The 14499-nt window shown below is 61.6% G+C and carries 11 protein-coding genes; 8 read left to right on the top strand and 3 right to left on the bottom strand.

What is annotated here, in order from left to right; genetic code table 11:
• The first annotated feature begins 76 nt into the window (after positions 1–76).
• Complete coding sequence (locus ABI546_RS22430; protein ID WP_348050404.1) at positions 77–418, top strand: hypothetical protein; 342 nt, start codon at positions 77–79, stop codon at positions 416–418.
• Between the two features lie 238 nt (positions 419–656).
• Complete coding sequence (locus ABI546_RS22425) at positions 657–1463, top strand: hypothetical protein (RefSeq protein ID WP_348050402.1); 807 nt, start codon at positions 657–659, stop codon at positions 1461–1463.
• Between the two features lie 24 nt (positions 1464–1487).
• On the opposite strand, the gene ABI546_RS22420 is transcribed toward ABI546_RS22425, so the two are convergent.
• Positions 1488–1916, bottom strand: coding sequence for a hypothetical protein (locus ABI546_RS22420; RefSeq protein WP_348050400.1), 429 nt, complete (start codon positions 1914–1916; stop codon positions 1488–1490).
• Between the two features lie 243 nt (positions 1917–2159).
• Here ABI546_RS22420 and ABI546_RS22415 point away from each other — a divergent pair, with 243 nt between their 5' ends.
• Positions 2160–3800: a wax ester/triacylglycerol synthase family O-acyltransferase gene (locus ABI546_RS22415; RefSeq protein ID WP_348050398.1), complete on the top strand. Its 1641-nt coding sequence runs from the start codon at positions 2160–2162 to the stop codon at positions 3798–3800.
• Positions 3801–3883: 83 nt separating this feature from the next.
• Positions 3884–4714 carry an alpha/beta hydrolase gene (locus ABI546_RS22410; protein ID WP_348050396.1) on the top strand — a complete coding sequence of 277 codons (831 nt, stop codon included), beginning with the start codon at positions 3884–3886 and terminating at the stop codon, positions 4712–4714.
• A 178-nt stretch (positions 4715–4892) separates the two neighbouring features.
• Here ABI546_RS22410 and ppa read toward each other — a convergent pair whose 3' ends face one another.
• On the bottom strand, positions 4893–5441 hold the full coding sequence (gene ppa / locus ABI546_RS22405; RefSeq protein WP_348050394.1) for an inorganic diphosphatase: 549 nt from the start codon (positions 5439–5441) through the stop codon (positions 4893–4895).
• 312 nt (positions 5442–5753) lie between these two features.
• Here ppa and ABI546_RS22400 point away from each other — a divergent pair, with 312 nt between their 5' ends.
• Positions 5754–7976 carry a sodium-translocating pyrophosphatase gene (locus tag ABI546_RS22400; RefSeq protein ID WP_348050674.1) on the top strand — a complete coding sequence of 741 codons (2223 nt, stop codon included), beginning with the start codon at positions 5754–5756 and terminating at the stop codon, positions 7974–7976.
• Between the two features lie 101 nt (positions 7977–8077).
• On the opposite strand, the gene ABI546_RS22395 is transcribed toward ABI546_RS22400, so the two are convergent.
• The gene (locus ABI546_RS22395) at positions 8078–10228 is read right to left on the bottom strand and encodes an AAA family ATPase (RefSeq protein ID WP_348050392.1); all 2151 of its coding nucleotides are present in this window, start codon (positions 10226–10228) and stop codon (positions 8078–8080) included.
• Positions 10229–10556: 328 nt separating this feature from the next.
• Between ABI546_RS22395 and ABI546_RS22390 the strand changes: the two genes are divergently transcribed.
• From ABI546_RS22390 to moaA, 3 genes are all read left to right on the top strand, one after another.
• Complete coding sequence (locus ABI546_RS22390; protein ID WP_348050390.1) at positions 10557–11990, top strand: aldehyde dehydrogenase family protein; 1434 nt, start codon at positions 10557–10559, stop codon at positions 11988–11990.
• 80 nt (positions 11991–12070) lie between these two features.
• A complete protein-coding gene (locus ABI546_RS22385) occupies positions 12071–12832 on the top strand; it encodes an SDR family oxidoreductase (protein WP_348050388.1) in 762 nt (253 codons plus the stop codon).
• A 306-nt stretch (positions 12833–13138) separates the two neighbouring features.
• Complete coding sequence (gene moaA, locus ABI546_RS22380) at positions 13139–14266, top strand: GTP 3',8-cyclase MoaA (protein WP_348050386.1); 1128 nt, start codon at positions 13139–13141, stop codon at positions 14264–14266.
• Positions 14267–14499: the final 233 nt, after the last annotated feature.

Here is a 14499-nt window from a genome sequence, read left to right as displayed (position 1 = left end):
TGCGCAGGTTGCCGCATCCCCACATCCGTTACCAACACCCGGTCTATTTGCTATAAAGCCGTTCAAAGGAATTGTCATGAGCAACAACAACAGCAGCAGCAGCGCAACCGCACGTCCCTATACCGTTAGCCTGGTCGAATGCCCGACCCTGAACGCCGACCAACGTTCTGCCGCCGAGCTGCGCTTTCGCATGGCGCTTGAATTCGCATTGGGCGGCCCTGAGTACGTGCTGCCCTCCCTGCAGGCCTACATGTTGACGCAAACGCTGCACGAAGGCCTCCCGCTGGAAAATGCCTCCGAAGCCGAAGAGCAGGTCATTGCGCTGTGGCAGCACGCCGAAACCGACGCCATTCTGGCGGCGATGCGGCCCTTGGGCGACAACCTGGACAACGCCCGCTTCGAAATCCTCCCGCTCTGACCCCGTAAGCCGCCGCCCGGCGCCCCGCTCCGCTCCGCGCCACACCTCCCAGTGCGCAAGGCGGGCATCCGCTATCGTATTGATAGCTGCTTGCGCCCGCCAGTATTGCGCAAGCAGCCTGTTTCTCTTAAGCCCCGGCTTGATTTAAGCTCTGTCTTTCAAGCCTCTTTTCCAACCGTTTCTCAACCGTTTTTAGGGCTTGCCGCCAACCTGCCTCCGGCCCAGGCCGCTAACTCCCATGAACGCCATCGCGACCGCCACACCCTCAACACCCGCTACACACACCGCAGATCCGACGCCCCCGCTGGGCCGCCCCCATGCCCGGCGCCTGCGGGAGGTCTATCGCTCTGCCGGTTGGCCCTGTCAGGACCTGCTGGAAATCGAACTGCTCGCCACCGGCATGCTGCAGCGCATCGCCGGCCCCGCCGGCCACGAAACCCTGCGCGTGACCGATGCCGGTGTGGCCTATCTGGCCGCCGTGCTGGTGCGCAACCGATCGGCGCTGTCAAAGCATGAGGCGCTGGTCGAGCAGGTTGCCTGCGAAATGGTGCGCGCCGGCCGCATCACCTGGCGGGCCTTAAGCCTGCGCGCCCAGCTGCCGCCAGAAGCAGAAGGCGGCAAGATCCGCTGGTGCATTGCCCGCCCCGACGTGTTCTCCATCCGCAACACCACCGTGCAGGAATACGTCGACCCCATCGTCCATGAGATCAAGGTACACCGCTCCGACCTGCTGGGCGACCTTCGCCGCCCCGAAAAACGCGCCGCCTACCTCGACCTGGGCGGCGAGTGCTGGTACGTACTGGGTTGCGACGCCAAAGGAAAGCCCGTCGGCGACGCCAGCGAAGTTCCGCTGGAATGCGGCGTGATGGTTTCCGAAAATGGCCGCCTCACCGTCGCCCGGGCGGCACCGCGGCGTACCCGGCAGTCACTGCCGCTGGGCGTTTGGATGGCGCTTGCCAAGGCAACGCCGGTGGCGGGGCTCGTCGATGACGAGCAGGGAATGCTAGGAGAGTGTGAGCCGCTTGATGGATCGGTTGGCGATTGAGCTAATTGCGGAAGGCTGATATCGCTATTCAGTCTCAGGTAGAAAGCGCTGCACAACCGTACGAAATGAATTTCCATCGGTTTGAACACGATAGAAATATTTCTTTCCTGGCTTTAGGTCTTGGTCAATGCTGTTGAGCGCATGGGTGTTAAAGGCGTCTGTCGGTATCACACCGAAGATATGCTCTCCGGGCGAAAGAACAAATTCAACTCTCTCCCCCGGATTAAGAGAAGCGGCTTTTTTTCCATCTATAAAAATATGGTGATATACCCCAGAACCCACAAAGCCAACGTCACGAATAAAAACAACGGTTGAATTATTTGACGCGAGTAGATCGCTTTTCAGGAAGACTCGATCAAGCTGAACCGGTTGAGCGTCTTTGTGTGAAATCGAAGAAGTTGCGCATCCTGAAATCATTGTCAAAATCACAAATAAGCAGGCAAGCAATTTCATGGAGTGGTAGAAATTTTCAGATGAGTAGCGGCCAGCAAGGGTCTGAAATCAGTTCTAGCAGCTGTCGGGGAATTTACGGGCATACAGGCATCGTCGCAGTTAAATAAAAATACGTCAAACCGCAACTGATTCAACCCAGCGTTTGGCCGAAATGCTGCAGAAGGCCAAGTGTCCCCGCCCCGGCAAACCCTAGTGCCGCAACCCTCCCCGCTCGGTTAATGTCTGCCTCACGGAGACATAACAATGAAATCCCTGACCGGACTGGACGCGACCTTTCTTTACCTTGAAACCCCCGAGATGCCCATGCATGTGGGCTCGCTCAACCTGTGTGAGCTGCCGGCCGGCTTCAAGGGCAGCTTTCACAAGGCGGTTAAAGAGCACATCGCCAAACGTATGCACCTGGCACCGGTGTTCAGCCGCAAGCTGGTGTTCATGCCGCTGGACCTGGGCCATCCGCTCTGGGTTGAGGCTGATTCGGTCGACATCAGCTTTCACATCCGCCGCGCGGACTCCGCCAGAAAAGGCGCAGCACCGATGACGCTGGCCGAGGTGCACAAGCTGTGCGCGCAGCTGCACAGCGAGGTGATAGACCGCAACTTCCCACTCTGGGAGTTTTATATTTTTGACCGCATCCAGTTGCCTGCATCGCAAGGCGGCAAGGTGGTGGCCGGGTTTTTCTCGAAGATTCACCATGCGGCGCTGGACGGTAAAGGCGGCGTGATGCTGGCCAATGCCCTGCTTGATTTCAGCCCGGTGCCGCGCGAGGTGCCGCCGCCCGACCCGACCCGCCGCCGCAAGACCGAAGCCGACCTGAAGCTGGGCAAGATGATCGGTTCGGTGTTTTCGAGTTCGCTGGGCCAGCTGGCCAAGCTGGCCAAAGCACTGCCGTCTGCAGCCAGCACCTTTGGCAGCACGCTGGCAAGGCAATCCACTGCCAGCTCGGCCACGGGTGTAAAGCCCAAGATGCCGATGAAGCTGGCACCGCAAACGCCATTTAACACAGGCATCACCACGGATCGCGTATTTGTGACGGCCACCTTGCCGCTGGCCGAATGCAAGGCCATGGGCAAAGCCGTGGGCGGCTCATTCAACGACATCGTGCTGTGGATCTGCTCAACTGCGCTGCGCAACTACCTGACGCAGCACCACAGCCTGCCCAAAAAATCCCTGGTGGCGGCCATGCCGGTGTCGCTGCGCGAAGCCGGCGCCACGGATGCCGCCAACCTGGGTAACCAGGTGAGCATGAGCCTGGTTGAGCTCGGCACTCAGCTGGCACACCCGCTCAAACGCATGAACGCCATCATGGCGTCTACCGCCAAGGTCAAGACGTCGATGCAAAGCTTGAAGGGGCTGCTGCCGACCGACTACCCTTCGCTGCTGGCGCCGTGGCTGGTGGGCGGCGCGGCAAAAATGGCGCTGAACGCCTATGGCAAAAGCGGCATGGCCAGCCGCCTGCCCATGGTGGCCAACCTGGCAATTTCCAACGTACCGGGCCCGCCGGTGCCGCTGTACCTGGCGGGCGCAAAGTTTCTGACGTTTCACCCGCTGTCCATCATCCTGCACGGCCTGGCGCTCAACATCACCATCCAGACCTACGCCGGTCACGTGGACTTCGGCATCGTTGCCGACAAGAAAGCCCTGCCGCATGCCAAAGACCTGGCCAAGGCCATTGAGGACGCCTTCACCGAAGCGCAGGCACTGATGGCCAGCGCACCTGCAGTTGCTGCGCCTGCACCGCCCAAGACGGCCAAGACGGCCAACGTCGCGGCAAAGAAAACTACGCGCAAAACCACCAAAGAGCCTGCGGTGAAGAAGCTCCCGGTAAAAACCCGCAAAGCTGCTGTCACGAAAGTGACGAAAACTGCTGTGAAGCGGCCACGTTAGAGGCGCCTCTCTCTGTAAAAAACCGTAGGCGCCCCCATACTCGTTTCTATCGGCACTCTCAAAAGACATTAATGCTCCAAGCCATGGCAAGCCCGTCATCCAAGCGAAATCCTCCCCCGTCACAAGCCTCCGAAAAGCCATCCCTGCATGATGTTCCGCCCAGCGCCTGGCTGCTGGCGCTGGAGTTACGCGCATTCTGGGAGTTTGGCGCCCTGCTCCCTGCCTGGCCCTTGCTGGCGCGCGCGCCGCGCGGCGACGGCCATGCCGTCATGGTGTTTCCAGGCCTCTCTGCCAATGACGCCAGCACCGTGCCGCTGCGCCACTACCTGCAGTCGCTGAACTACAAAACCTGGGGTTGGGATCAAGGCTTTAATTTTGGCCCGCGTGCCGGCGTGCTGGAAGAAGCCCGCGACAAGCTGGTGCGCACGTTTGAAGCCACCGGCCGCAAGGTCAGCCTGATCGGCTGGAGCCTGGGCGGTGTGTATGCGCGTGAGTTGGCCAAAGAACTTCCAGACATGGTCAGGGGCGTCATCACGCTAGGCACGCCCTTCGCGGGTTCGCACAAGGCCACCAATGCCTGGCGTATTTACGAACTCACCAGCGGCCGCAATGTCGAGCGCGAATCGGAAAACTACGACCTGCCGGCCGCGCCGCCCGTGCCGACCACCAGCATCTATTCGCGCAGCGACGGCGTGGTGGCCTGGCAGGCCAGCATCCAGGCGCCGAGCGCGGCCAACCCCAAAACGGAAAACATTGAAGTGCTGGCCAGCCATATCGGCCTGGGGGTCAACCCCAGCGCCTGGTGGGCCGTGGCGGACCGGCTGGCCCAGCCCGAAGGGGGCTGGAGGCCGTTTCCGCGCGAAGACAGGGGACGGCTGCACGGGCTGGTCTACCCTGACCCTGCTCGGTCCTAGCCTCACCGGCGGCGAAAACAAAAAGTAAAAAGCAAAAAGCAAAAAACGCCTGAAGGATTAGTCCTTCAGGCGCTTTTTTAATGCTTCTTCGCCACAAGGTTTGCTATGTTTTCAATAGCTGGTGGCGCACGATCAGCAAGGGCTACAACCCTTAATTGCTTGAAATCTCGGGCCCTGTTCAGGCTTTCGCGTCTTTGGCGTCTTTGGCGTAGTTGGCAATGCCGTCGGTGATTTCTTTTTTGGCCGCTTCCGGTCCTTCCCAGCCCTGCACCTTGACCCACTTGCCGTCTTCCAGGTCTTTGTAGTGCTCAAAGAAGTGCGCAATCGTCTTCAGGCGCAGTGGGTTCATGTCTTCCGGTTTTTGCCACTGCGTGTACAGCGAGCATTTCTTGTCGATGGGCACCGCCAGCACCTTGCCGTCTTCACCGGCTTCGTCGGTCATTTTCAGGATGCCGATGGCGCGGCAGGTCACCACCACGCCGGGGATCAGCGGCACCGGGGTGATCACCAGCACGTCAACCGGGTCGCCATCACCGCTGATGGTTTTCGGCACATAGCCGTAGTTAGTCGGGTAGTGCATGGACGTGCTCATGAAGCGGTCCACAAAAATCGCGCCGGACTCCTTGTCCACTTCGTACTTCACCGGGTCGGCGTTCATCGGGATTTCGATGATGACGTTAAAAGATTCGGGGACGTTTTTACCAGGGGAAACTTTATCGAGGGACATGGTCGCTGGAGTCTTTATTGAAGGAGAAAGGAAGGAAAGAAAAAAAGGGAGGGAAAAATTCTTAAAACACATGGGCTACCTGCGCAGCCATGATGCAGGCCAACTGCTCGGTATTTACCCTCATTTTACTGATTCACACCTTACGGTTCTTCAAGTTGTCATGTTTTGGCGTTAAATTTCGCCAGTTGGCCAATCGTCTCTGCGCATGTTGAAGAGCAACGAGGAAGCAACGCAGCGGGGGTCAGACACCATTTGCTAGCGTTGAAACCCCCTCCAAGCGAAAAACAACGTAGGAGATTTCACATGTCATCCATGACAGGCAACTCAGCGCTCATTCTTGCGCTGGTCTGCGGACTGATCGCCGTGGGGTACGGCATCTGGGCACGCAGCTGGATTCTTTCCCAGGACGCAGGCAATGCGCGAATGCAGGAAATTGCAGCCGCCATACAGACCGGCGCCGCCGCTTACCTTGCGCGGCAATACAAAACCATCGCCATCGTCGGTGTCATCCTCGCGGTGCTCATCGGCTTCTTTCTTGACGGCAAAACCGCCATCGGCTTCGTGGTCGGCGCAGTGCTCTCGGGCGCTTGCGGCTTTATCGGCATGAATGTGTCGGTACGCGCCAATGTGCGCACCGCGCAGGCCGCCACCAAGGGCATTGGCCCCGCCCTGGACGTCGCCTTCCGCGGCGGCGCCATCACCGGCATGCTGGTCGTGGGCCTGGGCCTGCTGGGCGTGACCGGCTTTTACTGGTTCCTGGTGGGCAACGGCAATTACACGCCCGACCTGAAACTGGCCAATCTGCTCAACCCGCTGATCGGCTTTGCCTTCGGCTCTTCGCTGATTTCCATCTTCGCCCGTCTGGGCGGGGGCATCTTCACCAAGGGCGCCGACGTCGGCGCCGACCTGGTGGGCAAGGTCGAAGCCGGCATTCCCGAAGACGACCCGCGCAACCCCGCCGTGATTGCCGACAACGTCGGCGACAACGTGGGCGACTGCGCCGGCATGGCCGCCGACCTGTTTGAAACCTATGCGGTGACCTTGATCGCCACCATGGTGCTGGGTGCCTTGCTTCTGTCCGGAGCGGGCGCCACCGCCGCGGTGTATCCGCTGGCGCTGGGTGGCGTGTCCATCATCGCGTCGATCATCGGCTGCTTCTTCGTCAAGGCCTCGCCCGGCATGAAGAACGTGATGCCGGCCCTGTACAAAGGGCTGGCCATTGCGGGCGTGCTGTCGCTGATCGCGTTTTACTTCGTCACGATGTGGCTGATGCCCGACAACGCCGTGACGGCCACGGGCACGCAGATGCGCCTTTTCGGCGCCTGCGCGGTCGGCCTGGTGTTGACCGGCGCGCTCTGCTGGGTCACCGAGTACTACACCGGCACGCAATACAAGCCCGTGCAGCACATTGCTCAAGCTTCCACCACCGGCCACGGCACCAACATCATTGCCGGCCTGGGCGTCTCCATGCGCTCTACTGCCTGGCCAGTGATCTTTGTCTGCATCGCCATCCTGGTGGCCTTCAAGCTGGCCGGCCTGTATGGCATCGCGATTGCAGCGACGTCCATGCTGAGCATGGCCGGCATCGTCGTCGCGCTGGACGCCTACGGCCCCATCACCGACAACGCCGGGGGCATTGCCGAGATGGCCGACATGCCACCCGAGGTGCGTGCCGTGACCGACCCGCTGGACGCCGTGGGCAACACGACCAAGGCGGTGACCAAGGGCTATGCCATCGGCTCGGCAGGCCTGGCAGCGCTGGTGCTGTTTGCCGACTACACGCACAAGCTCGACGCCTATGGCACCGCCATCAGCTTCGACCTGAGCAACCCGCTCGTCATCGTCGGCCTCTTCATCGGCGGTCTGATTCCCTACTTGTTCGGCGCCATGGCCATGGAAGCCGTAGGCCGCGCAGCCGGGGCCGTGGTGGTTGAAGTGCGCCGCCAGTTCCGCGACATCAAGGGCATCATGGACGGCACGGGCAAGCCCGAATACGACACCGCGGTGGACATGCTGACCACAGCCGCCATCAAGGAAATGATGATTCCGTCGCTGCTGCCCGTGGTCGTGCCCATCGTGGTCGGCCTGGCACTGGGCCCCCAGGCCCTGGGCGGTCTGCTGATGGGCACCATCGTGACCGGCCTCTTCGTCGCCATCTCGATGTGCACGGGCGGCGGCGCATGGGACAACGCCAAAAAGTACATTGAAGACGGCAACCATGGCGGCAAAGGCTCAGAGGCGCACAAAGCCGCCGTGACCGGCGACACCGTAGGCGACCCCTACAAGGACACCGCCGGCCCGGCTGTCAACCCGCTGATCAAGATCATCAACATCGTGGCATTGCTGATCGTGCCGCTGGTGATGAAGTTCCATGGCGGGACTGCGCAAGCGGCGCCCAGCATGCCTGTAGCAGAGCCCGCCGCTATCAGCGCACCGGCCGCTACCCCCACGGCGCCGGCCATGCCGGCCCCCGCGCCTACGCAGGCCCCTAATGCGGCCGCGACTCCAACACCGGCCGCACCTGCCTCACGGTAAGCCAGCCATCCATGCAAAAAGCCCTGCACTGCAGGGCTTTTTTGTTTGTGCGTGAAAGCGCGGGTCGCCGCGGTTGGCCCGCGCCTGCATGACCGTCAATATCAGGCAGACGCCAGCCGGTCAAAGCCCTGCCCTGGCAACGCCAGCGTCAACGCCGACACCACTGGCTGGTTTTCAAAGCGTCGAATCTCATCAAGCGCTTGGCTCAACGTCATTTCACCAGCCTGTAACAGGCAGCCCGTCAGGTGCTCCGTCAAGGCGGTGTACTGCGCCAGGGTGGCCTTGGTTTCGCTGTAAAGCCGCTCGCTCTGGGCCTCCATGATGCTGCGGGTTTCTTCGTCCGGCGGTGCGCTGCTGCCGTCCTTGATAAGCGCGGCATAGTTCAATCGGGTCTTGCGGTACATGCCCATCTCGGCCACGGCGTGGTGCAGCAGCCGCGTGACGCGGGTGATGTCGTTGTGGGCGCCACCGGTGGTACCGTCCTCGCCGAAGAAGAGTTCTTCGTTCGCCATCCCGCCCAGCAGCACTCGCACCTCGTGCTCCATGTCGCCTTTGGTCTTGAGGAGGTTGCCGTCCTGCTTGTGCAGCACAAAGCCGAGCGCGTTGTTGCGCGGATTGGCTTTCAACGAAATTTTGATGGTGGTCATGTCGGCCAGTAACGCGTCCCAGTTGTTACCGGCCAGCTTGCGCCGGTGCTGAAAATCCATCAGGAAATGACCCCACTCATGCACGGCGATGATGCGGCGGTCCCGGTCGCGTTCCTTGGTGGTGTTGTCGTTGACATTGCCCACCAGCACGCGCTCGGCGGCCTGCATCAGGGTGTGCGCACCAATCATCTGGCCTGATTGCACCGCAAGGATGCCGGCCTGGTTCACCATGGTCTCGAGGTCCGCCGGGCTACAGCCTTCAGTGAGCTCGACAAAATGACGCAGGTCCATGCCGGGCAGCACCTTGTCGGCACGTTGGCTGAGGTAGTGGCCCGTGATGGCCAGACGCTCTTGCTGGTTGGGCATGCGGAAGTCGACCTTCATCTGGAAACGGCGCAGCATGGCCTCATCCATCTGCAGGTTGGCCGAGTTGAAGTTGGACGCCACGATCCAGATGATTTCTGCATCCGACTTGGTCCGCACGCCATCGAGTATGGCCAGCAGCATGTTCTGGGTGTCGTCGTCGTACTTGCGATTGCCGCCGCGCCGCATGAAAAGGTCTTGCGCCTCGTCCAGGAACACAATGCAACGCTTGCGCCGCTTGGCCAACGCAAGAATGCGCGACAAGGTATTGGAGCCGCCGGCCACATAGCCGGTTTCAAGATTGGCGGCCGAATGGAAAAGAATGGGCAAATTCAGCTCTTTGGCGAGGTAGCTGGCCAGCTTGGTCTTGCCCGTACCCGCCGGGCCGCTGAACATCACGTTAAAGGGCTTGTTCACGCCGTAAGCGGCGTATTCGAGGCGGCGCTCGTACTGGTCGCGAATTTGCGCCACTTCGGCCTTGATGTCGTCCATGCCGACCAGGTCGTCCAGGCCTCCACTGATCTGCGTTGGAGAAATGAACTTGAGGGACTTGCGCTGGCCGCCCGTCTGGTACCAGAGAAAAGCAATGAGCCCCAGCGTCAGGGTGGCTGAGACCAGTGCGCTGGCGCCGCCCTTCCAGGCGTCCTGTTCGGACTGGGGGCGTGCCTCGCCGAACCGTTGCTCAAGACGGGCCAGCATGTCATTGCTGGCGCCGTCAAGCGCGCCGCGCGGCACAAACATGAGCTTGCCGCCCCACGGTGCCGTGACAGCCTTGTCGGCCAGTATTTTGGTTTCCATGTCGGAGGGGTAATAGGCGTATTGCCGGCCCTCGGATTCCACCAGCACAAAGCGCTCGGAGACGGTCCAGAGAATGGGCCGATAGATGATGGTGATGCGCGCAACCGGATGGGCTTCGAGAAAGCTCAGCACGGACCCGTTCCCAAAGACCACGGGCAACGCGGTGTTGTAGGTCCAGGCGGCTTCAACACCCTGCCCCGCTGCGGCCATGGCTTTGACCTCCAAAGCCATTTTTTCCTGGCGTTCCAGGGTCGCCCAGGCGTAGTAGCCGCTGGCCGGAATCATCAATGCCACCAGAAGCACCACGAACCGCATGCCAAACGTCTGGATCGACAGCCAGTCGCGCAAGCGCGCAAGCGAGGCTTTGACCCAGACAAACAAGTTGGCGGCGGGCGCGTCGTCGCCGGAAGGAATATCGGCGGGGCTTTTGGTGGGTTCAGTCATTGCGGTTTGCGTAAAGAATGCGCCCCGCAGTTGCCGGCTGCTTGCGCTGTTATCACGCCCCAAACGGCCAGGCCGATGTGCGTAACGCGGTGCACCGTTCCCTTGTAGGAATTGGCGAGGTGCTGACGTAGGCTTAATCCTACAGAGGAATAATTCCGTGTGCTGTGAGGGTTTTGCCAATTACCCGGCCCGCAACACCCGAGGCGTGAAAAACGCACGTTTTCCCGTGTCGTTACTTTTAGGGGCGCTGCGCTGCGCCGTTTCTCCGCGCTGGCGCGATCGTAACCAGCCTCGGCACCCCCAACACCAAATTCAGCACAATAGCGCCATGCAACTCAACTACATCGCCAATACGTCCGTCGCCTCGTCATCGGGCAAAACCATCCCGGTCATTGACCCGTCGGACGGCCAGGTATTCGATGAAATCCAGCGCAGCAATGCGCACGACATCGATGCCGCCGTGCGCAGCGCCCAGGAATGCCTGGGACTGGTGTGGAGCCGCTTCAACGCAGCCGAACGCGGGCGCCTTCTGATGCGGCTTTCCGTCAAGGTGTCCGAGCATGCCGAAGAGCTGGCCATGATCGAGCAGCGCGATTGCGGCAAGCCCACCAAACAGGCGCGCGCCGACGCGGCGGCCCTGGCGCGGTACTTTGAGTTTTATGCCGGCGCCTGCGACAAATTGCATGGCGACACCATTCCCTACCTGGACGGCTACAGCGTGATGACCTGGCGCGAACCGCACGGCGTGACCGGCCATGTCATCCCCTGGAACTACCCGATGCAGATATTCGGCCGCAGCGTGGGCGGCGCGCTGGCCGCGGGCAATGTCTGCGTCGTCAAGCCAGCCGAAGACGCCTGCCTGTCCTTGATCCGCGTGGCACAGCTGGCCGCCGAGGTCGGCTTTCCTGCCGGCGCCATCAACATCGTGACCGGCTACGGCCACGAGGTGGGCGATGCGCTGGCCCGCCACAAGGGCATAGACCACATCAGTTTTACCGGCAGCCCCACGGTGGGCACACTGATCCAGCAGGTGGCGGCGGAACGCCACTGCCCCGTCACGCTGGAGCTGGGCGGCAAAAGCCCGCAGATCGTATTTGCCGATGCTGATCTGGATGCCGCGATTCCCGCCATCATCAACGCCATCGTGCAAAACGCCGGCCAAACCTGTTCGGCGGGTTCCCGCCTGTTGGTGGAGCAGGCGATTTACGAGCCACTGCTGCAGCGCCTGGGCGAGGCATTCGAGAATCTGCGCGTGGGCCCTGCCGCCATGGACCTGGATGTAGGCCCGCTGATCCGCCAAAGCCAGCAGCAGCGCGTATGGGACTTTTTAAGCGACGCCCAGGTTGCCAACATTGCCATGGTGGCCCAGGGACAGATCGTGGATGAGGCGCCCGACACCGGCTTCTACCAGGCTCCTACACTGCTACGCGACGTGCCCGTGACGCACCGGCTGGCGCAGGACGAAGTGTTCGGGCCCGTGCTGTGCGCCATGAGCTTCAAGAACGAAGACCACGCGGTCGAACTGGCCAACGCCACGCAGTTCGGCCTGGTAGCAGGCATCTGGACGCGCGACGGCGCGCGCCAGTTCCGCATGGCCAAACGCGTCAAAAGCGGCCAGGTGTTCATCAACAACTACGGCGCTGGCGGCGGCGTGGAGCTACCCTTCGGCGGCGTGAAGTCTTCTGGCTACGGGCGCGAAAAAGGCTTTGAGGCGCTGTATGGTTTTACGACGCTGAAGACGGTCGCGGTTCGCCACGGCTGAGGGCCGCCGGCCGGCCGGGGCCGAAGATGTAATAAGCTCACGTAGTAGTTTCAAAACCCAAAATAACTGGAGACAAGCCCATGCGGGTCCAAGACAAATCCATCATCGTCACCGGCTCGGGCGGCGGGATTGGTGAAGGCATCGCCAAACGGCTGGCGGCCGAAGGCGCCAAGGTCATCGTCAACGACATCAATGTGGTCTTGGGCGAAAAAGTCGTAGCCGCCATCGTCAAAGCCGGCGGTACGGCCTCATTCTTCGCAGCTGACGTGACGAAGTCCGCAGAGGTCAAGGCCTTGGTCGACGCCGCCGTGCAGCGTTACGGCCGGCTGGACGTGATGGTGAACAACGCCGGCTGGACGCACCGCAACCAGCCCGCGCTTGCCGTGAGCGAAGACGACTTCGACAAGTGCTACGCCATCAACGTCAAAAGCATCTACCTCGCCACCATTCACGCCACCCCTGTGTTTCGCAGTCTGGGCGGCGGCAGCTTTATCAACATTGCCTCCACCGCCGGCGTGCGCCCTCGCCCGGGTTTGACCTGGTACAACGGCTCCAAAGGGGCCGTTATCACCACGTCCAAGTCGCTGGCAGCCGAGCTTGGCCCCGACAACATCCGGGTCAACTGCATCAACCCGGTGTTCAACCCCGACACGGGCCTGTCAGCCGAATTTGCCGGTGGGCCGCTGGACGAGGAACGCAAGGCCCGGTTCCGCGCCAGCATCCCGTTGGGACGGTTTTCCACCGCTCTGGACGTGGCCAACGCGGCGCTTTACCTGGCCAGCGACGAAGCCGATTTCATCAGCGGGGTCTGCATTGAGGTTGATGGCGCTAGGTGTGTCTGAATAAGGCCCCCACGGTCGCTCACTTCGTGTAGCTCCCTGCCCCCCGAGGGGGCCGCTGTGCCTGCGGCCCGGCAAAGCCGGTTCCGCGGCCCCGGCTTGGTTTAAGAGCCCCACGCTCGTCACTTCGTGTACTTCGCTGCCCCCCGAGGGGGTGCTGCGCCTGCGAACTGGCGAAGCCAGTTCCGCGGCCCCGACTGGTGGGGAGAGTCCTGCTATTGAGGCAATAACGCGCTGCGTCTGGGGATAAGGCCGCCAATTTGCCGTCCAGGCGAGCCAATGGAGTAAATTCTCCCTCTGGGCCCCACGATGACCATAGACAAAGTAATTCCACTCGCAGACATTCGCTACGCAAGCCGCGTGCCGCATATCCCTGCGCGGTTGACGGCGCCGACGGGCCTTTTGAGTGACACCTTGGGCCGGCCGCTGCGGGATTTGCGCATCAGCGTGACGGACCGCTGCAATTTCCGGTGCAGCTACTGCATGCCGCGTGAGGTGTTCGACAAGGACTACGCCTTCCTGCCGCAAACCTCGTTGCTGAGTTTTGAGGAAATTACCCGGCTGGCGAAGGTTTTCGTGGCGCATGGGGTCGAAAAGATTCGGTTGACCGGCGGCGAGCCGCTGCTGCGCAAGCACCTTGAAGTGCTGATCGAGATGCTGGCGAAGCTGCAAACGCCGCAAGGCAAGCCGCTGGACATCACGCTCACCACCAACGCGTCGCTGCTGGCCAAAAAGGCCCAGTCACTCAAGGATGCCGGCCTGCAGCGCGTCACTGTGAGCCTCGATGCTTTGGACGATGCCATCTTCCGCCGCATGAACGATGTGGACTTTCCGGTGGCCGATGTGCTCAAGGGCATCGAAGTGGCGCAGAAAGTAGGCCTGGCGCCGCTGAAGGTCAACATGGTGGTCAAGCGCGGTACCAACGACGCCGAGATCGTGCCCATGGCCCGGCATTTCCGCCACAGCGGAGCGGTGCTGCGCTTTATTGAATACATGGATGTGGGCGCCACCAATGGCTGGCGCATGGACGAGGTGCTGCCTTCCGCCCAGGTGGTGGAGCGCCTGGGTGCCGAATTCCCCCTCGTGGCCATAGACCCGAACTACAGCGGCGAAACCGCCGAGCGCTGGCGCTATGCCGACGGTGCGGGCGAGATCGGCGTGATCAGCAGCGTGACCCAGGCTTTTTGCAGCGACTGCAACCGGGCACGGCTGTCGACTGAAGGCAAGCTGTTCTTGTGCCTTTTTGCCAGCCAGGGCCAGGATTTGCGCGCCCTGCTGCGCGGCGGCTACGCCGACGACCAGATCGCGGCGGCCGTGGCCCATATCTGGCAGGGGCGTGATGACCGCTACTCGGAGCTGCGCGCTGCGATACCGGCTGACACCAGCGCACCCGATTCAAACGCCAAGCGCGTTGAGATGAGCTATATCGGGGGATGAGTATGACCCCCACGCTTTTCACTGCGTGTAATGCGCTGCCCCCCGAGGGGGCTAATTTTTCTTGGGGCGGCCCGGCGAAAAATATGGCCCCCACGTTCGCCCACTGCGTGTGGCTCTCTGCCCCCCGAGGGGGCGCTGCGCCTGCGGTCTGGCCAAGCCAGTCCCGCGGCCCCGGCTGGCGTGGGAACCGCACTACCCCTGAGTTAGCCAAGAGTGAGCCCAGGAACCTGTTT

The sequence above is a fragment of the Polaromonas sp. genome (assembly GCF_039932935.1).
Taxonomy (GTDB): Bacteria; Pseudomonadota; Gammaproteobacteria; order Burkholderiales; family Burkholderiaceae_C; genus Polaromonas.
Note: the sequence above shows the minus strand (reverse complement) of the source record. Positions and strands in the feature narration are given on the sequence as shown.